The organism is Yonghaparkia sp. Root332, assembly GCF_001425665.1.
In the GTDB taxonomy this organism is placed as follows: Bacteria; Actinomycetota; Actinomycetes; order Actinomycetales; family Microbacteriaceae; genus Microcella.
Genome location: NZ_LMCX01000001.1, coordinates 523,890 through 542,104 on the forward strand (window position 1 = coordinate 523,890; position 18,215 = coordinate 542,104).

Sequence of the window (18,215 nt, forward strand, 5' to 3'; positions counted from 1 at the left end):
CCCGCGGTTCACCGGCCGGCAGTACCGTGAGCGCATGACAGAGAAGTCGATCCCCGTCGCCGCCAACACCCTCGCGGTCGGGGTCATGGGGCTCGACCTGCAGCAGGGCATCCAGGTGCCACGGCGGCGAGTGTTCGCCTGGGCGTTCTGGGACTGGGCGACGCAGCCCTTCAACACCGTACTTCTCACCTTCGTGTGGGTGCCGAGCTACCTCACGAGCACCTTCTTCGTGGACCCGACGGTCATCGGCACCGATCGGGAGGAGGCCGCCCTCGGCCAGCTCGCGAGCTACCTCGGCTACGGCGTCACGATCGCGGGATTCCTCATCCTGCTGCTGGCGCCCGTGCTCGGGCAGCGGGCCGACCGCGCGGGCCGGCAGAAGCTGCAGCTGCTCGTCTTCACCGCTCTGCTGATCGTCGCGCAGCTCGGCCTCGCCTTCGTGCAGCCGGGCGGCGAGTGGTTCTGGATGGGCGTGGCGCTCATCGCCGCCGGCAGCGTCTTCGGCGAGATCGCGGGCGTGAACTACAACGCGCTGCTCATCTCGGTCTCGACGCCCAAGACCATCGGCAAGGTCTCGGGCCTCGGCTGGGGCTTCGGGTACCTCGGCGGCATCGTCGCCCTCACGATCGTCGTCGGGCTCATCCTCGGCGGCGTGCTCGACGGCGAGTCCGGCACGACCTTCCAGCTCATCGCGCTCGGCGCCACGATCTGGACCATCATCTTCGTGATCCCGATCTTCCTCAGCGTCCCCGAGCCGCCGAAGCTCGCCGCCGAGCAGAAGGTCGGCTTCTACCGCAGCTACGTCGAGCTCGGCCGCAGCATCGCCCGCCTGTGGCGCGAGACACGCCCGACCTTCTGGTTCCTGCTCGCGAGCGCCGTCTACCGCGACGGGCTCTCGGCGGTCTTCACCTTCGGCTCGGTCATCGCCGGCATCGTCTTCGGGTTCGGGTTCACCGACCTCGTGATCTTCGGCATCGCGCTCAACATCGTGGCGGGCGTCTCGACCATCCTCGCCGGGCGCCTCGACGACCGCTTCGGCCCCAAGCGGGTGATCCTGGTCTCGGTCTTCGGGCTCGTCGCCTGCACGCTCGTCGTGTTCTTCCTGGCCGACCTCGGCGCCGGTCTGTTCTGGGGCGTGGGCATCGTGCTCGCCGCGTTCGTCGGACCCGCGCAGGCGGCGTCGCGGTCGTTCCTCGCGCGCGTCACGCCCGCGGGCCGCGAGGGCGAGGTGTTCGGCCTCTACGCGACCACGGGTCGCGCGACGGGGTGGATCGCCTCGCTGCTGTGGGGCGTGTTCATCACGCTCGCCGCCAACCAGACCCTCTACGGGATCCTCGGCATCACGCTCGTGCTGCTCGCGGGCGGCATCATGCTCCTTTTCGTGAAGGCGCCGCCGGCGACCGTCGGCGCCTAGCGCCCCCGGCGACCCGAGTCAGGTCCGCGCCAGGGCGGCGATGTCCTCTCCGAACTCCGCCGCCTCGGTCGCCGACACCGTCGCGCGCGTGCGATCGATCGCGGCGAGGTAGTCGGCGGTCGACGGACCGCGCACGGCCGCGCCGTCGACCCCGTAGACCGATTGCTCGAGCGCGGCCTGCGACGCCGAGCGCGCAGCGAACTCGATGTCGGCGGGCGAGTAGCCGTCGGTGCGCGCGACGAGCTGCGCGAGATCGACCTCGCCCTCGACGGCGTCGGGGATGTACCGCGACCAGATCGCCTCGCGCGCGGCGGAGTCGGGCAGCCCGATCGGGATGACGTAATCGAAGCGCCCGTGGCGCAGGAACGCCGCGTCGAGCGCGCGGATGAAGTTGGTCGCGCAGATCAGCAGCCGGCCGGGCGAGTCGCGGAAGGCCGGGATGATCTTGAGCAGCTCGTTCGTGACGCCCTGCATGGCGGATGGCGGCTCGCCGCCGCGCTGGCCGGCGATCTCCTCCACCTCGTCGATGAAAACGATCACGTGGTCGAGGTCGGCGATGCTCTGGAAGGTCTCGCGCAGCCCGCCCGCGAGCCCCGCCGGCCCCGCGGCGAGGCGCGAGGGGAAGACCTCGACGAACGGCCACTGCAGCCGGGAGGCGACGGCCTTCGCGAAGGTCGTCTTGCCCGTGCCGGGAGGCCCGAAGAGCACGATCGAGCGGGGCGGCTGCACGCCGAACTGGTCGGCGAGCGCCGGGTCCGAGAGCGGCAGGACGAGCCGGCGCTCGAGCAGCTCCTTCTCGGTGCGCATCCCCGCGATCGAGCCCCACAGGTCGCGGGGCAGGATGCGCCCGCCGAGCTCGCGCAGCACCGCGAGCTCGCGCTGCTTCACGGGGATCTCTCGCTCGAAGTAGCTCAGGTGCGCGCGGTCCTGGAAGCCGGCCTTGGTGAGCGCGCCGAACTGCTGCTGCTGGTCGGGCACGAGGATCGACAGGCGCGTGAGGCCCTGCGGCGCCATCCGCTGCTCGAGACCGGCGAGGATGCGCCCGGCGAGCCCGTGACGGCGAGCGCTCGCGGTGACGGCGAGGAAGACGATCCAGCCCTGGTCGTGCGCTGCGCGGGCGACACCGACGCCCAGCACGTGGTCGCCGTCGACGGCGACGACGGCGTGGTCCTTCTCGCACGAGGCGAGCACCTCCGCGAGCGCGTAGACTGGCTCGGCACCCTCCGCGCGCACCTCGTCCCACAGTCGGAGGACGGCATCCATGTCGGCGGCCTGGTAGTCGCGCAGGCGGATCTGGGTCATGCTCCATGATCACAGTCGCAGGACCCCGTCACACGTCGTGGGGCTGGGATTCAGCCCCCAGATCTCTGCGGCTGGCAGAGTGATCGCATGACCGACTCCGCCTCGCCCACCGCCGCTTCGACACCCTCCCCCTCGACCGCCGAGAAGGCCGCCCTGCTCGCCTCGCTGCACGTGCCCGGCGACCCGCTCGTCGTCGTCAACGTGTGGGATGCGATCACCGCGCGCATCGTCGCCCGCACGCCGGGCGTGCGCGCGCTCGCGTCGGCGAGCCACGCGGTCGCCTTCGCCTACGGCGTGCCCGACGGCGAGGGCATGACCGTCGAGATGGCGCTCGATGCGGCCCGCCGCATCACGGCATCCACCGATCTGCCCGTGAGCATCGACTTCGAGCGCGGCTACGCGCCCGATGCCGCGGGCGTGCAGGCGAACGTCGCGCGCCTCATCGAGGCGGGCGCGGCGGGGCTCAACATCGAGGACTCGCTCGCAGGCGCCACGAGCGACCGTCGCCCGATCGCCGAGGCTGCCGCGCGCGTGGCCGCCGCGCGCGCCGCCGCCGACGCCGCAGGCGTGCCGCTCGCGATCAACGCGCGCACCGACACCCTCGCCGGCTCGCCCGACGCGTTCGACGAGGCCGTCGACCGCGCGAACGCCTACGTCGACGCGGGTGCGACGAGCATCTTCATGCTGGGTCTGCGCACCGAGCAGATGGTGGCGGATGCCGTGGCCGCCGTCCGCGCGCCGGTCGCCGTGTTCGCCCACCCCGGCTACCTGCCCCTCGCCCGCCTCGCCGAGCTCGGAGTGGGGCGCATCTCGTTCGGACCGCAGATCCTCGGCCTCACGCTCGCGCACCTCGCCTCGGCGGCGGAGCAGCTCACCGCTCGCGGCGACTACCCGGCCGAGCTCGCGACGCGCTACGAGCTGTAGCCGCGGGCCGGCCGGCTCAGACGGCGCGCGCCGCGCGCACCCGTACGACCGCGGCCGAGCGCGCCGGCAGCGTCAGCACGCCGTCGACGAGAGTCGCGTCGGGCGTCGTCGACAGCTCGAGCGCGGCCTCCGCACCGACCTCGAAGGAGGCCTCCTCGCGGATGGCGGCGCACACGCTCACGATGCCGCCGAGCGGCGACTGGATGCCTGCCCCGCGATCGAGGCGGAACACCGCGAGCCCGTCATCGCCCTCACCCGCCGCGAGCGTGTGCTCGAAGCGCGGGTCGGTGAGTTCGGGCAGCTCGCGCCGCAGTCGGATGAGCGTGCGGTGCAGCGCGAGCAGGCGAGCGTGCCGCGACTCGTCGACCTCGTGCCACTGCAGCTTCGAGCGCTCGAACGTCTGCGGATCCTGCGGGTCGGGCACGACCGACTCGTCCCAGCCCATCTTCACGAACTCCTCCAACCGCCCCTCGGCGGTCGCCCTGCCGAGCTCGGGCTCGGGGTGCGAGGTGAAGAACTGCCACGGGGTCGTCGCCCCCCACTCCTCGCCCATGAAGAGCATGGGCGTGAACGGCGACGTGAGGTTGAGCACCGCCGCGACCGCGAGCTCCCGCTCGTCGAGCGACTGCGAGATCCGGTCGCCCGCCGCTCGGTTGCCGATCTGGTCGTGATCCTGCGTGAACGTCACCAGGCGCCACATCGGCACCTCGGGTGGGATGGGGAAGCCGTGCGCGCGCTCGCGGAACGAGGAGAACGACCCGTCGTGGAAGAACCCCTTCGTCGAGGTCTTCGGCAGGGCATCCGCCGTCGCGAAGTCGGCGTAGTAGCCGTCGGCCTCGCCGGTGACGGCCGCGTGGATGGCGTGGTGGTGGTCGTCGCTCCACTGCGCGGTGAGGCCGTAGCCGCCGGCCTCGCGCGGCAGGATGAGCCGCGGGTCGTTCATGTCGCTCTCGGCGATGAGCGTGAGCGGGCGGCCGAGGTGGGTCGAGCGCGCGTCGGTCTCCTCCGCCATCGCCTGCAGGATGTGCGTCGGCGAGTCGTCGATGAGCGCGTGCACGGCGTCGAGGCGCAGGCCGTCGACGTGGAAGTCCTCGAACCACATCGCGACGTTGTCGAGCACGAAGCGCCGCACCTCGAGGTTGCCGAGGTTGACCGAGTCGCCCCAGGTGTTCGCCGAGTGCGCGTGCAGGTACGGGCCGAACCGCGGCAGGTAGTTGCCGCTCGGGCCGAGGTGGTTGTGCACGACGTCCTGGATGACGGCGAGCCCGCGCGTGTGGCACGCGTCGACGAAGCGGCGATAGCCCGCCGGCCCGCCGTACGCCTCGTGGACGGCGAACCAGGCGACGCCGTCGTACCCCCAGTTGCGCTCGCCGTTGAACCCGTTGACCGGCAGCAGCTCGACGAAGTCGACGCCGAGCTCGACGAGGTGGTCGAGGCGCGCGATCGCCCCGTCGAACGTGCCCTCGGGGCTGTAGGTGCCGATGTGCAGCTCGTAGATGACGCCGCCGGCGAGCTGCCGGCCGTGCCAGTTGTCGTCGAGCCAGTCGGCGTCGGCGGGGTCGTCGAGCGCGCTGAGCCCGTGCACGCCGTCGGGCTGGCGACGCGACCGCGGGTCGGGCAGGGGATGCTCGTCGTCGTCGAGCAGGAACCCGTAGCGATCACGCGCTTCCAGCGCCCCGATCGCGACCCACCACTCGCCGTGGCGGGTCAGCTCGACCCGCTCCGCGGCTCCCGCGCGCACGCGGTGGAGCGCGACCCGCTCGGCCGCGGGCGCCCAGACGCGGGCGTCGAACCTGCGGCCGCCGGTTCCGTCAGTCAGCTCGCTCATGCCGCGTCATCCTGCTCGACCTCCACCAGGAGGGCAACGGGGTAGCGCTCGAGCACGTCGGCGAGTCGCAGCTCGCCGCCGGCGTAGACGCGGCCCGTGAAGGCGTCGAGCACGGGGCGCTGCGGCAGCACGACGACGGTCTCGCCCCAGCCGCCGAGGCGCTCGAGGCCGACGGGCAGGCGCGTCGCGATCGCGACCGCTCCCCCGCGGTCGAAGGCGACGGCGTGCGCGGCCGCGGAGCCGATCGCGGGCAGCGGCGCGTAGCGGGTGAACAGCTCGGGCCGGTCGCGGCGGACGCGGAGGGCGCGACTCGCGACGAGGAGCTTGGCGGCTCCGTCGGCGTCGATGCCGGGCATCCACCCGGGGGTCGCCGAGGGGTGCTCGCCGTCGATGCGCGCGAGCAGCTCGCGCCGCGCGGCGTAGTCGACGGGGCGGCGGTTGTCGGGGTCGACGAGGCTCGTCTCCCACAGCTCGCTGCCCTGGTAGACGTCGGGGACGCCCGGGGCGGCGAGCTGCAGCAGCTTCGCCGCGAGCGCGTTCGACCAGCCGTACGGGGCGACGGCGTCGACGAACTCCTGCACGAGGTCGTGCAGCTCGCCCGCGCCGAGCACGGCGTCGATCGCGTCGTGCATGCGCGTCTCGAAGGCCTCGTCGGGCTCGGTCCACGTCGTGGCGGTCCCGGCCTCGCGAGCGGCCTTCTCGGCGTACGCGTGCGCGCGCTCTGCCGAGATCGGCCAGGCACCGACGAGCGACTCCCACAGGATGTTCTCGAAGGGGCCGTCGCCGATCGGGGCGCGTTCGCGCAGCTCGGCGAGCAGCGAATCCCACGCCTCGGGGACCTCGGCGAGCACGTGGATGCGCGCCCGAGTGTCCTCCCCGCGCTTCGTGTCGTGGGTCGAGAGCGCCGTGAGGGAGGCCGGGAAGCTGCCCTGACGCACGAGCTGCCGGCGGTGGAACTCGTCGACGTCGACGGCGAACTCGGCCGGGTCGGCGCCGACCTCGGTGAGGGACGCCAGGCGCGAGTAGCGATAGAAGGCGGTGTCCTCCACGCCCTTCGCCATGACCATGCCGCTGGTCTGCTGGAAGCGGCGCGCGAGCGGTTCGGCGGGGTCGGCGAGGAGCGGTGCGAGCGCGTCGAAGGTCGCCGCGAGCTCGGGGCGGGATGCCCGAGCGGAGTCGAGCGCGGCCTCGAGCTGCTCGACCCCGACCGGCAGGTACGAGCGGTAGACGGGGAAGCACGCGAGCAGCTCGGCGAGCGCGTCGGCCGCCTCCGGGATGGCGTGCGGCAGCTCGCGCTCGAGCCGCAGCACCTCGCTGCGCAGGATCGTGTCGGCGATGCGCCGCTTGGTGCGGCGGATGAGCGCGTGCCAGTCGAGCCGCTGGGGCTCGTCGGCGCCGCCCGCGGTCGACTCCTGCAGCTGGCCGGCGGTCGACGTCTCGGCCCGCAGGCGCGCGTCGAGGTCGTCGAGCGCACCGCGCCCGGCGTCGTCGACGAGCACGCGGTCGATCGTGGCGAGCGCGTCGTAGCCGGTCGTGCCGGCGACCTGCCAGAACGCGGGCAGCTGCTCGTCACCCTCGAGGATCTTCTCGACCCACACCGGCGCGTGGCCGGTCGCGGCGGCGAGATCGTCGAGGTACCCGCCCGGGTCGAGCAGGCCGTCCGGGTGATCGACGCGGATGCCCTGCACGAGCCCCTCGCGCACCCAGCGCACGATCTCGGCGTGCGAGCGCTCGAACACCCACGGCACCTCGACGCGCACGGCGGCGAGCGTGCTCACGGCGAAGAAGCGCCGGTAGTTGAGCTCGGAGTCGGCGCGCCGCCAGTGCACGAGCTCGTAGTGCTGGCGGTCGAGCACCGCGCGCAGCTGCGCGGGAGTCGCCGAACCGCGTTCGTCGACGTCGTCGGCGGTGCCGGGGGCGAGCGGGTACTCGGTGCCGTAGACCGCGATCGCATCATCGCGCAGCTCGACGTGCCCATCGGCGATGACCTCGTCGAGCTCGGCACCGAGCACGGGGATGCGCACCCGATCCCCGCCGAACGCCCAGTCGACGTCGAACGCCTCCGCGATCTCGCCCGCGCGCCCGTCGCGCAGCAGGCTCCACCACCAGTCGTTCTGCCGCGGGTCGGCGACGCCCATGTGGTTCGGGACGATGTCGACGAGCACGCCGAGGTCGCGCTCGACGGCGGCCCTGGCCGCGCGCTCGAGGGCCTCGGGCCCGCCACGCTCCGCGTCGACGGCGCCGTGATCGACGACGTCGTAGCCGTGCTGCGAGCCGCGCGTCGCCTGCAGCAGCGGTGAGAGGTAGAGCCAGTCGGCGCCGAGGAGGCGCACGTAGTCGGCGAGCGCCGCGACCTCGTCGAGCGGGAACTCGGGGCTCACCTGCAGGCGGTACGTCGAGCGGGGAAGTTCGGTGCGACTCATGCGGGCGTCACCGCCGGGGTGCCGATGACCTCGACCGGGGCCGGCGAGAGCGACAGCGACACGGCGTCGTCGACCGTGTGCTCCGCCTCGACGTGCTCGCGGAGCACCACCAGGCTGATCGCCTCGAGCTGCATCGAGGAGCCGGCGTCGATCACCGCGGCCGTGTCGCCGAGGCCGCTCGTGTCGACGAGCCGCTCCCAGCGCGCGCCGTACTCGGCGGGCGGCAGCGTCAGCTGGATCGGCTCGGTGTGGGCCGAGAAGTAGACGAGGAAGTTGACGTCCGTGATGCGCTCGCCCCGGGCATCCCGCCCCCGGATGCCGTGGCCGTTGAGGTAGATGCCGACCGTGCGGCCGAAGCCCGACTCCCAGTCCGACTCGTCCATCGCGGAGCCGTCGGGCCGCAGCCACGCGACGTCGGGCAGCGGGTCGCTCTTGCCGCGGCGGACCGGCCGGCCGTCGAAGTACCGGGTGCGGCGGAAGGTGGGATGCTCGCGCCGCAGCCGCGCGAGCGAGCCGACGAACTCGACGAGCGAGGTGTCGGCGGTCGCCCAGTCGACCCAGGCCAGCTCGTTGTCCTGCGCGTAGACGTTGTTGTTGCCCTGCTGGGTGCGGCCGAGCTCGTCGCCGTGGGCGATCATCGGCACGCCCTGGCTCAGCAGAAGGGTCGCGAGGAAGTTGCGGACCTGCCGGCCGCGCAGCGCGAGGATGATCGGGTCGTCCGTCGGTCCCTCGACGCCGAGGTTGTACGAGCGGTTGTGGCTCTCGCCGTCGTTGTTGCTCTCGCCGTTGGCGTCGTTGTGCTTCTCGTTGTACGACACGAGGTCGCGCATCGTGAAGCCGTCGTGCGCGGTGACGAAGTTGATGCTCGCCACCGGGCGGCGGCCGTCGGCCTCGTAGAGGTCGGCCGAGCCCGTGAGGCGCGCGGCGAACTCGCCGAGCGTTCCCTCCTCGCCGCGCCAGAAATCGCGGACCGTGTCGCGGTACTTGCCGTTCCACTCCGTCCACTGGGGCGGGAAGTTGCCGACCTGGTAGCCGCCGGGTCCGATGTCCCACGGCTCGGCGATGAGCTTCACCTGCGACACGATCGGATCCTGCTGAACGAGGTCGAAGAACGCCGACAGGCGGTCGACGTCGTAGAACTCGCGCGCGAGCGTCGCCGCGAGGTCGAACCGGAACCCGTCGACGTGCATCTCGGTCACCCAGTAGCGCAGCGAGTCCATGATGAGCTGGAGCGAGTGCGGGTGGCGCACGTTGAGGCTGTTGCCGGTACCGGTGTAGTCGCGGTAGTACTGCGGCTCGTCGTCCATGAGCCGGTAGTAGGCGGCGTTGTCGATGCCCTTGAGGCTCAGCATCGGGCCCATGTGGTTGCCCTCGGCGGTGTGGTTGTAGACCACGTCGAGGATGACCTCGATGCCGGCGGCGTGCAGGGCGCGCACCATCGACTTGAACTCCTGCACCTGCTGGCCGCGGTCGCCCGCCGAGGAGTAGGCGTTGTGCGGGGCGAGGAAGCCGATCGTGTTGTAGCCCCAGTAGTTCGCGAGGCCCTGGTCGACGAGGTGCTTGTCCTGCACGAACTGGTGCACGGGCATGAGCTCGATCGCGGTCACGCCGAGGCGGCGCAGGTGCTCGATGATCGCGGGGTGCCCGACGGCCGCGTACGTCCCGCGGATCTCCTTCGGGATGTCGGGGTGCGTCATCGTGAGGCCCTTGACGTGCGCCTCGTAGATGACCGACTGGCTGTAGGGGATGCCCGGGGAGCGGTCGCCCGCCCAGTCGAAGAACGGGTTGATGACGACGCCGAGCATCGCGTGCGGCAGCGAGTCGAGGTCGTTGCGCTCGTCGGGGGCGTCGAAGCGGTAGGGGAAGAGCGACTCGTCCCAGTCGATCTGGCCGTGGACGGCCTTCGCGTACGGGTCGAGCAGGAGCTTGCTCGGGTTCGCCCGGCGACCCGTCGACGGGTCGTCGACGCCGTGCACACGGTAGCCGTAGAGCTGCCCGGGCTGCACGCTCGGCAGGTAGGCGTGCCAGACGAAGGCGTCGACCTCGATGAGCTCGATGCGCTCCTCGACGCGGCGGCCGCCGCGCCTCTCGTCGATGAGGCACAGCTCGACGCGCTCGGCGGCCTCGCTGAAGATCGCGAAATTGGTGCCGTTGCCATCGAACGTGGCTCCCAGCGGATACGCACTGCCCGGCCATGAATGCATTGTCAAGCCCCCTCCGTTTTCGAGGGTTTCCCTCGAATCTTTGCCCTTCGGCCCCTAGCCTGTGCCTCACTATGGGGGCCATCGGATACGTCGTTCACTACTTCGGGAACAGGTACATCGCCGAGACGGAGATGGCCCTGATCTTCCACCGACGCATGCGCGCCCTCATCGAGGCGGGGGAAGGAGAGCTGGTTCCCCTGCGGCACGTCGAGGGTATCGACCTGCTCTGGATCGCGGCGGAGGTTCCCTGCCGGCTCGAAGAGATCGAGGTCCCTGCAGGGACCGACCTGGATCAGGCGCGCGCGCGGTGGGGGCTCCGTTGCCACAAGTCGCTGACGGTAGCACCGACGAGCAGATTCAGCGGCCCAGTACCCAGACGATCAGCAGGATCGTGACGAGGGCTCCGGCCAGGAAGTTCAGCCAGAGGAACCGCTTCCACCCCCGGTTGGCGCTCTCGGCGTCCTCGTCGCGCACGCTCCACCACTGCGCGGTGCTCACGGCGTAGGGCACCGCGGCGAGCGCCGCGAGCGGCCCGGGCCAGTCGGTGCCGAGGAGCAGCAAACCCGCGAGCACGTAGCTCGCGACGGCGAACCGCACGGTCGCGCGCGCGCCGATCACGGTCGCGATCGACGAGATGCCGCCCTCGCGATCGGCGATGACGTCCTGCACCGCTCCGAATGCGTGACTCGCGATGCCCCAGAGGAAGAACGCCGCGAGGATCAGCCAGAGCTGCGGGGTGAAGGTCGCCCCGGCGAGCACCAGGCCGTAGACGGCGGGGCTCACGAAGTGGGTGCTCGAGGTGAGCGAGTCGAGGAAGGGCTTCTCCTTGAAGCGCAGCCCCTTCGCCGAGTACGCGACGACGGCGAACATGCTGATCGCGAGGACGAACCACGACAGCGGCCCGCCGAGCGCGATGAGGACCACCAGGAACGGCAGGCACGAGAGACCCGCTGCGACGAGCGTCGTGCGGTGGATGCGCGGGTCGAGCAGCGCCCCCTCGACGCCGCCCTTACGGGGGTTCCGCAGATCGCTCTCGTAGTCGAAGACGTCGTTGATGCCGTACATCGCGAGGTTGTACGGGATCAGGAAGAAGATCGTGCCCACCCAGAACGCGAGGTCGAGCCGCCCCGCCGTGATCAGGTACGCGGCTCCGAACGGGAAAGCCGTGTTGATCCAGCTCAGGGGGCGCGAGCTGACGAGCAGCTGGCCGATGGTCCTCACGAGTGCTCATCCTGCCGCGGGCGGCGGCGGGCGAGGAGCTCCCACACCGCGGGCAGCAGGACGAGGGCGGCGACCGTGTACGCGAAGTCCTCGATCGGGGCGAGGCCGATGCGCAGGCCGCTGATGAGGCTGTCGTCGTACGCGACGAGGCCCGTGCCGATGATGACGTTGTCGAAGACCGCCGTCATCGTGAGCAGGAGCACGGCGGCGAGCCCGATCGCGCGCCAGCGCGGCGATCGACGGGCGACGACGGCCGCGACCGCGACGAGGACGACGACCCCCAGGAAGACGATGTTGAGGAGGGTGTAGGTCATCCCGCGCCCCGTCCGTCGGCGGCGACGGATGCCCGGCGCCGGCTCCGCGCGTCGAGCAGGTCGCCCGCCGCCGCGTAGGAGTTCATCGTGAGATAGCTCAGCAGGGTGAGGAAGACGACCTCCTCGATCGGCAGCTCGGGCCCGATCAGCAGCCCCGTCATGAACTCGGTCTGCCCGCGGAAGAAGATGCCGAGCGCGATGCCGAAGACGTCCCAGACGAGGAAGAACGCCACCCCCAGCGGCAGCACGACGGATGCCCGGCGCCAGTCGCGCCAGAAGAACAAGCGGAATCGGCGATCGAGCATCACCATGCCCGTGATCGCGATCGCGAGCGCGGCGAGGTAGCTGAGGCCGATCACGCCGCGGGCGCCGCCGCCGGCCTGCTCGCCTCGAGGGGCTCGGGGAGCGGACCCGTCGAGGTGTCGCCGCGCAGGCGCTTGATGAGCACCTCGGCGCTGATGAGGCACATCGGCAGACCGATGCCCGGAATCGTGGACGCGCCCGCGTAGTAGAGGCCGCGCACCTTCTTCGACACGTTGCCGGTGCGGAAGAACGCGCTCTGCTTGAGCGTGTGCGCCGGGCCGAGCATGCTGCCGCGCCAGGCGTTGAGGTCGGCGTGGAAGTCGCCGGGGCCGTACGTGCGGCGGAGGACGATGCGGTCGGCGAGGTCGGGGGTCTTCGTCCACTCGGCGATCTGGGCGATGATGCGGTCGGCGTAGACCTCGAGCGGGGTGTCGCCGTCGCCGTCGACCTCGCCGCGGCCGAGCGACAGGTCGGCGGGTGCGGGGACGAGCACGAAGAGGTTCTCGTGACCCTCGGGGGCGACGGAGGGGTCGACGCCGCTCGGCTTGCAGATGTACAGCGAGGCCGGGTCGGGCAGGCGCGAGTTCTCGCCGAAGATCGCCTCGAAGTTCTCGCGCCAGTCGGCCGCGAACAGCAGCGTGTGGTGCTCGAGGTTCGGCAGCTCGCCCTTCACGCCGAGATACATGAGCAGGGCGCTCGGGCCGGGGTTGCGGTCGCTCCAGTACTCCTCGGGGTACGACTGGAAGCGCTCGGGCAGCAGCTGGGTCTCGGTGTGGTGCAGGTCGGCGGCCGAGACGACGATGTCGGCGTCGATCACCTCGCCCGACTCGAGCTCGACGCCGCGCGCGGCGCTCGAGGCCTCGTCGACGAGGATGCGACCGGCGGGCGCGCTCGTGCGGATCGTCACGCCGTGCTGCTCGGCGACCGCGTGGATGCGCTCGATGAGCGTCGTGAAGCCGCCCATCGGGTAGAGCACGCCGTCGGCGAGGTCGAGGTGGCTCATGAGGTGGTACATCGACGGGGTGTCGAAGGGCGAGGAGCCGAGGAAGACGGCCGGGTAGCCGAGCACCTGGCGCAGGCGCAGGTCGTCGAAGCGGTTGGCGACGTACGTGTCGAGGTTCTGCAGGAGCATCTTCACGAGCTTCGGCGCGCGCTTGAGCACGTCGGTCGTCAGCAGCGGGCCGAACGACTCGAAGCTCGTGTAGAGGAAGCGGCGCTTGGCCATCTCATACGTGTCGTACGCGGAGTCGAGGTAGCGCTCGAGCTCGACGCCCGCGCCCTGCTCGATCGACTCGAACAGCGCGACGTTCTCCTCGCGCGTCGCCGCGACGTCCGTCCACTCGTCGTGGCCCTGCGTGATGACGCGGTACCCGGGGTCGAGCTGCACGAGCTCGAGCTGCTCGGCGGCGCTCGTGCCGAGGAGCCTGAAGAAGTGGTCGAATACCTCGGGCATGAGGTACCAGCTGGGGCCGGTGTCGAAGCGGAAGCCGTCGGACTCCCACGAGCCGGCGCGGCCGCCCGTGGCGTCGCGCTTCTCGACGAGCGTGACCTCGTGGCCCTCGCGGGCGAGGAGGGCCGCGCTCGCGAGACCCGCGATGCCGCCCCCGATGACGACGACGCGACTCACGCGGTCACCGCCGAGGCGCGGGCGGGGGCGGGCTGGGGCAGGCGACCGGCGAGAACGCTCGCGGCGATGCGGAGCTTGACGGGGTCGGGCACGCGCACTCGGGTGCGCACGAGCTCGTTCGCGGGCGTGCGGCGCAGCCGTGCGGCGAGCTCGGCGAAGAGGCCCTGGGCGAGGGCGACGGCCCGCCGGCTGGACGCCGGGAGGTCCGGGAGGACGGCGGCGGACATCCGCAGATCGTCGTCGATGTCGTCGAGCAAGCGGTGCTTCTCCTCTTCCGTGAACGAGTCAACGCGGACCCCCGGGAAGTAGCTGCGACCGAGGGTCTCGAAGTCGGCCGAGAGGTCGCGGAGGAAATTGACCTTCTGGAACGCCGCGCCCAGGGCTCGGGCGCCGCGCACCATGCGGTCATTCTGGTCGCCGCTCACCGGGGCTTCCTGCATGAAGGCTCGGAGGCACATGAGCCCGACGACCTCCGCCGAGCCGTAGACGTAGAGGTCGAAGCTCGCCTGGTCGTGCTCGGTGTCGGTGAGGTCCATGCGCATCGAGTGGAAGAACGGCTCGGTGAGCTCGCGGCCGAAGCCGACCTCCCGCGCGGTGCGCGCGAAGGCGTGCACGACGAGGTTGGAGCTGTAGCCGTGCTCCATGGCCTGGTTCGTGTCGGCCTCGAGCTCGTCGAGGTAGCGCCCGGCCGCGGCCTGATCGAGGCCCGCCTCGGCGACGCCGCCGTCGACGATCTCGTCGGCGACGCGCACGAGGGCGTAGATGTTCTCGACGTGCTGGCGGATGCCCGGCCCCAGCAGGCGGGAGGCCAGGCCGAACGACGTCGAGTAGCGGCGGATCACGACCCCCGCGACCTCGTCGGCCGTGCGGTCGTACAGGCTCAAGCGCGTCATCTCACCCTGTTCAGGACGGTCTCGGCGACGGGGTGGAGCTCGTCGCGGAGGGCGGCGGGGATGTGCGGCTCGGCCAGACGCGTCAGGGCGCGCTGCGCGTAACCGCGGGCGAGGTCCTCGGCGAAGGCCTTGGCCCCGCACTGGACGAGGAGCAGGCGCGCCTCGATGGCCTGCGCGTGCGTGAGGTCGGGGTCGCCGATGAGCTCGCGCAGCCGCGCCCACTCCGGAGTCGAGCACGCGAAGGCGATCATGACGGTGCGCTTGCCCTCGCGGAGGTCGCCGATCGTCGTCTTTCCCGTCGCCTCCTCCTCGCCGAAGACGCCCAGGACGTCGTCGACGATCTGGTAGGCGATGCCGATCTCGCGCCCGAACTCGCCGAGCGTCGCGACGGTCTCCTCCCCGGCCCCCGCGAGCACGGCGCCGGCCTGGAGCGGCGTCTCGAAGGAGTAGACGGCGGTCTTGAGGCGCTCCATCGTGAGGATGTCGTCGACGAGAGGGGTCGTCGTCGCCATCGAGAGGTCGACGTCGATGAGCTCGCCCGCGGCGCTCGCGAACATCGCCTCGTCGAGGATGTCGAGGAGGCGGTCGCGCATCTCGCCCGTCACGCCGCTCTTGTCGATGAGCCGGTAGGAGTTGAAGAGGGCGAGGTCCCCGGCGATGACGGCGGCGGAGACCCCGCGATGCTCGGCGATCTCGACGCTCGCGCCGCGGTCGACGGCGTGGTCGCGGTACGAGCCCGAGATGTTCGGGATGCCCCGCCTCACGAAGTCGCGATCGATCACGTCGTCGTGCACGATGAGCGCGGTGTGCAGCAGCTCGAAGCTCGCGCCGATGTACGCCGCGGCATCCATGTCGTCGCCGCCGAGGCCGGCGTAGGCGGCCATGACCATGCGCGGGCGGAAGCGCTTGCCGCCCTGCGTGTTGCGCTCGAGCAGACCCCAGAGGTGCTCGTACGGGGCGCCCAGGGGCGTCGCGCGCTTCTTGGATAGGCTGAAGAAGCGCTCCAGAACAGCGTCGACCAGGGCGCCGCGCTCCGCGGCCACCGCCACCCTGTCGTGTCGATCCACCTCAGCAGACTAGCGGCACCCATGACCGGAATCCCCGAGAACGTCGTCCTCCTCGCCGAGGACGGCACGCCCGTCGGCACCGCCCCCAAGGCGACCGTCCACACCGACGACACCCCGCTGCACCTGGCCTTCTCGTGCCACGTGTTCGATGAGCGGGGGTGGGTTCTCGTGACCCGCCGGGCCCTCGGTAAGGCGACCTGGCCGGGCGTGTGGACGAACAGCTTCTGCGGTCACCCCGCGCCCGATGAGGACTTCGTCGAGGCGATCGCGCGCCGCGCCGAGCGCGAGCTCGGACTGCGAGTGCACTCGGTGCGCAGCGCGCTGCCCGACTTCCGGTACCGCGCCGTCGACGCCTCGGGCATCGTCGAGAACGAGATCTGCCCCGTGTTCACCGCGATCGCCGAGGGTGACCCCGCGCCGGCCGACGACGAGGTCGCCGAATGGGCGTGGGTCGAGCCGGAGGCCCTGCGCTCGGCTGTGACGGCGACCCCCTTCGCCTACAGCCCGTGGCTCGGGTGGCAGCTCGCCGCGTGGCAGGGCGACTACAGGGCGCCGTAGCGGCCCGCGCCGCGCGTCAGGCGTGGCCGGCGCTCACGGCGTCGTCCTCGTCGATCGCAGGAGAGGCCTCCGCCGTCGCCGCATCGCGGTCCCACGGGAGGTGAACGCGCGCGGTCGTGCCCGAGGCGCCGTCGGATTCGAGCTCGACGCGGCCGCCCAGCCGCTGCTCGACGAGCGAGCGCACGATCGGCAGGCCGAGACCCGTCCCGGGGACGTCACGGTGCTCGGCGTCGGAGACGCGGTAGAAGCGCTCCCAGACCTGATCGAGCACGGCGGGCGGGATGCCCGGTCCGTGATCGGCGATCGAGATGACGACCCCGTCCGCGCTCGGATCGACGCGCACCTCGACCTCTCCCCCGTCGGGAGTGAACTTCACCGCGTTCGACAGGAGGTTCGCCAGCACGCGCGTGAGGTCCTGCGGCACGGAGCGAATCGGGAGGGCATCGACCGGGGACTCGACGCGCATGCTGACCGCCCGCCCGACGGCGAGGCCCTCCGCGTCCTGCGCGCAGTGGCGGGTCACAGCGATGACGTCGAACGAGACCGTGGGCCGCGACACCGCCGCCGACGAGCTGAGCTTCCCGAGCTCGAGGACGTCCTCGATGACGTCGGCGAGTCGTCGCGCATTGCGGGCGATGACATCGGTCGCGACGCGCTCGGCGGGCTTCAGGTCGGCACCGTCGAGATCCTCGACGAAGCCGAGGATGCTCGTGACGGGAGTGCGCAGCTCGTGGCTCACCGAGGCGATGAAGTCGTCCTTCTGCCGGTTGAGGTCGCGCATCTGCTCCGCGGCCTGGATCGCACGGCGCTCGCGCTCGCCGCGCGTGGTGACGTCGGTGAAGACGATCGTCATGACCGTCGCACCGCCCACGCCGTCGTGCAGGCCGAGGTCGACGTCGAAGCGGCGGCCCTCACGCTCGAGCTCGAGTCGGGCGATCTCACGGCGCCGGATGGCGTCGTCGAGCTCCGCCACGCCGAACACGGGCTGCCCCCGCGAGATGCGCAGACCGACCACCCCCCACGTCGGCGGCATGGTCTCGCGGCCGAGCGCGACCAGGGCGGTCGGGTTGACGCCGACGACGCGGAGGCGGTCGCCGTCGAGGATCTCGGCGATGAGGATGCCCGTCTCCGAGTTCACGATGCCGCCGCGCAGGAGCGCCTCCCGCGCGCCGAGCTGCGTGACGACGTTGGCCCAGTCGTTGCGGGCCGCGGAGACGAAGAGCGCGGCGCACGCGTGGACGACGAGGAAGAGCTGCAGGAGCACGGCCGCGATGCGCGGGTCGGAGTCGGTGTACTGGCCGATCGCGCCGCCGCCCATGCCGGCGAGAGTCGTCGCGAGCACGGCGACGACGAGGAGCTCGACGGCGACCACCGTGATCGGCAGCCGGAACGCCGCCCAGAGGAGCGCGACGAGCGGGACGAAGGCGAGCGGGAGGGTGTTGCCCGGCCAGAAGACGAGCGCGACGATGACGACGAGCACCGTCAGCTGCACGACGACCTCGAGGCGGCGGACGCCGCGCGCGAGGCGTCTGCTGACGAGGGCGACGGGAGCGACGACGAGCATCGCGGAGCCGTGCGACGACACGAGCGCGAAGGCCGAGCTCAGGAAGTCGGCGCCGACGGCGAGCGCCGCGGTCAGCCCGCCGAGCAGGCCCATGACGAGGGCCCCGAGCACGACGGCGATGATGAAGCGGCTGACGTCGCGCAGGCTGTCGAGTCGGGCCTCCGGGCCGCCGCGCGAGGCGAACTGCGCGACGACGTAGGCCTCGGCCGCATTGGCGACGGCGTACCCGACGGTCAGGCCGAACTCGCGGCCGAGGAGGGCGTTCGCGGCGAGGGCGGCCACGAAGATGCCCGCGGTCACCACCAGTCGCGAGCCGCGCGAGGCGAGCACCGCGATCGCGGCGACACCCGCCGCCGGCCACCACGGCGCGATCGGCGAGCCCTCGACGCGGGTCGCCACGCTCAGCCAGCCGATGATGCCCGTCATCACGACGAGCGCCGTGATCCCGGCGCGCCGGATGCCCGGGGTGGCGTACCAGAGCTGGGTCGCGATGCCCGCTTGACCCATGGGGGTGCTCCTCTCGCGACGCGGCGCCCGAAAGGTCGAATGCGTGTCACTCGTGAGACTAGAGTC

At 71.6% G+C, this 18,215-nt stretch carries 15 protein-coding genes; 4 read left to right on the forward strand and 11 right to left on the reverse strand.

Annotated elements, in window-relative coordinates; translation table 11 throughout:
- Positions 1-34: 34 nt before the first annotated feature.
- Positions 35-1,414 carry an MFS transporter gene (locus ASC54_RS02470; RefSeq protein ID WP_055896465.1) on the forward strand — a complete coding sequence of 460 codons (1,380 nt, stop codon included), beginning with the start codon at positions 35-37 and terminating at the stop codon, positions 1,412-1,414.
- A gap of 18 nt (positions 1,415-1,432) precedes the next feature.
- Here ASC54_RS02470 and ASC54_RS02475 read toward each other — a convergent pair whose 3' ends face one another.
- The gene (locus ASC54_RS02475; protein ID WP_055857805.1) at positions 1,433-2,716 is read right to left on the reverse strand and encodes an ATP-binding protein; all 1,284 of its coding nucleotides are present in this window, start codon (positions 2,714-2,716) and stop codon (positions 1,433-1,435) included.
- A gap of 87 nt (positions 2,717-2,803) precedes the next feature.
- On the opposite strand from ASC54_RS02475, the gene ASC54_RS02480 reads away from it, so the two are divergent.
- Positions 2,804-3,640 (forward strand): isocitrate lyase/phosphoenolpyruvate mutase family protein, encoded by an 837-nt coding sequence (locus ASC54_RS02480; protein ID WP_055896467.1) that lies wholly within the window; start codon positions 2,804-2,806, stop codon positions 3,638-3,640.
- 16 nt (positions 3,641-3,656) lie between these two features.
- On the opposite strand, the gene treZ is transcribed toward ASC54_RS02480, so the two are convergent.
- From treZ to glgX, 3 genes are read right to left on the reverse strand one after another with little or no spacing between them, the layout of a single operon-like run.
- Positions 3,657-5,468: a malto-oligosyltrehalose trehalohydrolase gene (gene treZ, locus ASC54_RS02485; RefSeq protein ID WP_055896469.1), complete on the reverse strand. Its 1,812-nt coding sequence runs from the start codon at positions 5,466-5,468 to the stop codon at positions 3,657-3,659.
- Positions 5,465-7,891, reverse strand: a complete 2,427-nt coding sequence (gene treY / locus ASC54_RS02490) for a malto-oligosyltrehalose synthase (RefSeq protein WP_055896472.1) — start codon at positions 7,889-7,891, stop codon at positions 5,465-5,467. The genes treZ and treY overlap by 4 nt, the downstream gene beginning before the upstream one ends.
- Complete coding sequence (gene glgX / locus ASC54_RS02495; protein WP_055896474.1) at positions 7,888-10,095, reverse strand: glycogen debranching protein GlgX; 2,208 nt, start codon at positions 10,093-10,095, stop codon at positions 7,888-7,890. The genes treY and glgX overlap by 4 nt, the downstream gene beginning before the upstream one ends.
- A 71-nt stretch (positions 10,096-10,166) precedes the next feature.
- On the opposite strand from glgX, the gene ASC54_RS02500 reads away from it, so the two are divergent.
- On the forward strand, positions 10,167-10,490 hold the full coding sequence (locus ASC54_RS02500; RefSeq protein WP_055857794.1) for a hypothetical protein: 324 nt from the start codon (positions 10,167-10,169) through the stop codon (positions 10,488-10,490).
- On the opposite strand, the gene ASC54_RS02505 is transcribed toward ASC54_RS02500, so the two are convergent.
- Genes ASC54_RS02505 through ASC54_RS02530 form a run of 6 tightly spaced genes read right to left on the reverse strand, consistent with a single transcriptional unit; the run spans position 10,453 to position 15,520 of the window.
- Complete coding sequence (locus tag ASC54_RS02505; protein ID WP_055896477.1) at positions 10,453-11,316, reverse strand: prenyltransferase; 864 nt, start codon at positions 11,314-11,316, stop codon at positions 10,453-10,455. The genes ASC54_RS02500 and ASC54_RS02505 overlap by 38 nt on opposite strands.
- Complete coding sequence (locus ASC54_RS02510; protein ID WP_055896479.1) at positions 11,313-11,630, reverse strand: lycopene cyclase domain-containing protein; 318 nt, start codon at positions 11,628-11,630, stop codon at positions 11,313-11,315. The genes ASC54_RS02505 and ASC54_RS02510 overlap by 4 nt, the downstream gene beginning before the upstream one ends.
- Positions 11,627-11,989, reverse strand: coding sequence for a lycopene cyclase domain-containing protein (locus tag ASC54_RS02515; RefSeq protein ID WP_369813313.1), 363 nt, complete (start codon positions 11,987-11,989; stop codon positions 11,627-11,629). The genes ASC54_RS02510 and ASC54_RS02515 overlap by 4 nt, the downstream gene beginning before the upstream one ends.
- Positions 11,986-13,560: a phytoene desaturase family protein gene (gene crtI, locus ASC54_RS13015; RefSeq protein ID WP_055896481.1), complete on the reverse strand. Its 1,575-nt coding sequence runs from the start codon at positions 13,558-13,560 to the stop codon at positions 11,986-11,988. The genes ASC54_RS02515 and crtI overlap by 4 nt, the downstream gene beginning before the upstream one ends.
- A complete protein-coding gene (locus ASC54_RS13020) occupies positions 13,557-14,453 on the reverse strand; it encodes a squalene/phytoene synthase family protein (RefSeq protein ID WP_055896483.1) in 897 nt (298 codons plus the stop codon). Before ASC54_RS13020 ends, crtI begins: the two co-directional genes overlap by 4 nt.
- Positions 14,450-15,520, reverse strand: a complete 1,071-nt coding sequence (locus tag ASC54_RS02530) for a polyprenyl synthetase family protein (protein ID WP_235451365.1) — start codon at positions 15,518-15,520, stop codon at positions 14,450-14,452. Before ASC54_RS02530 ends, ASC54_RS13020 begins: the two co-directional genes overlap by 4 nt.
- Positions 15,521-15,541: 21 nt before the next feature.
- Here ASC54_RS02530 and idi point away from each other — a divergent pair, with 21 nt between their 5' ends.
- The gene (idi, locus tag ASC54_RS02535; protein ID WP_055857784.1) at positions 15,542-16,078 is read left to right on the forward strand and encodes an isopentenyl-diphosphate Delta-isomerase; all 537 of its coding nucleotides are present in this window, start codon (positions 15,542-15,544) and stop codon (positions 16,076-16,078) included.
- Positions 16,079-16,094: 16 nt separating this feature from the next.
- Here idi and ASC54_RS02540 read toward each other — a convergent pair whose 3' ends face one another.
- Complete coding sequence (locus ASC54_RS02540; RefSeq protein WP_055896484.1) at positions 16,095-18,149, reverse strand: ATP-binding protein; 2,055 nt, start codon at positions 18,147-18,149, stop codon at positions 16,095-16,097.
- Between the last annotated feature and the right edge of the window lie 66 nt (positions 18,150-18,215).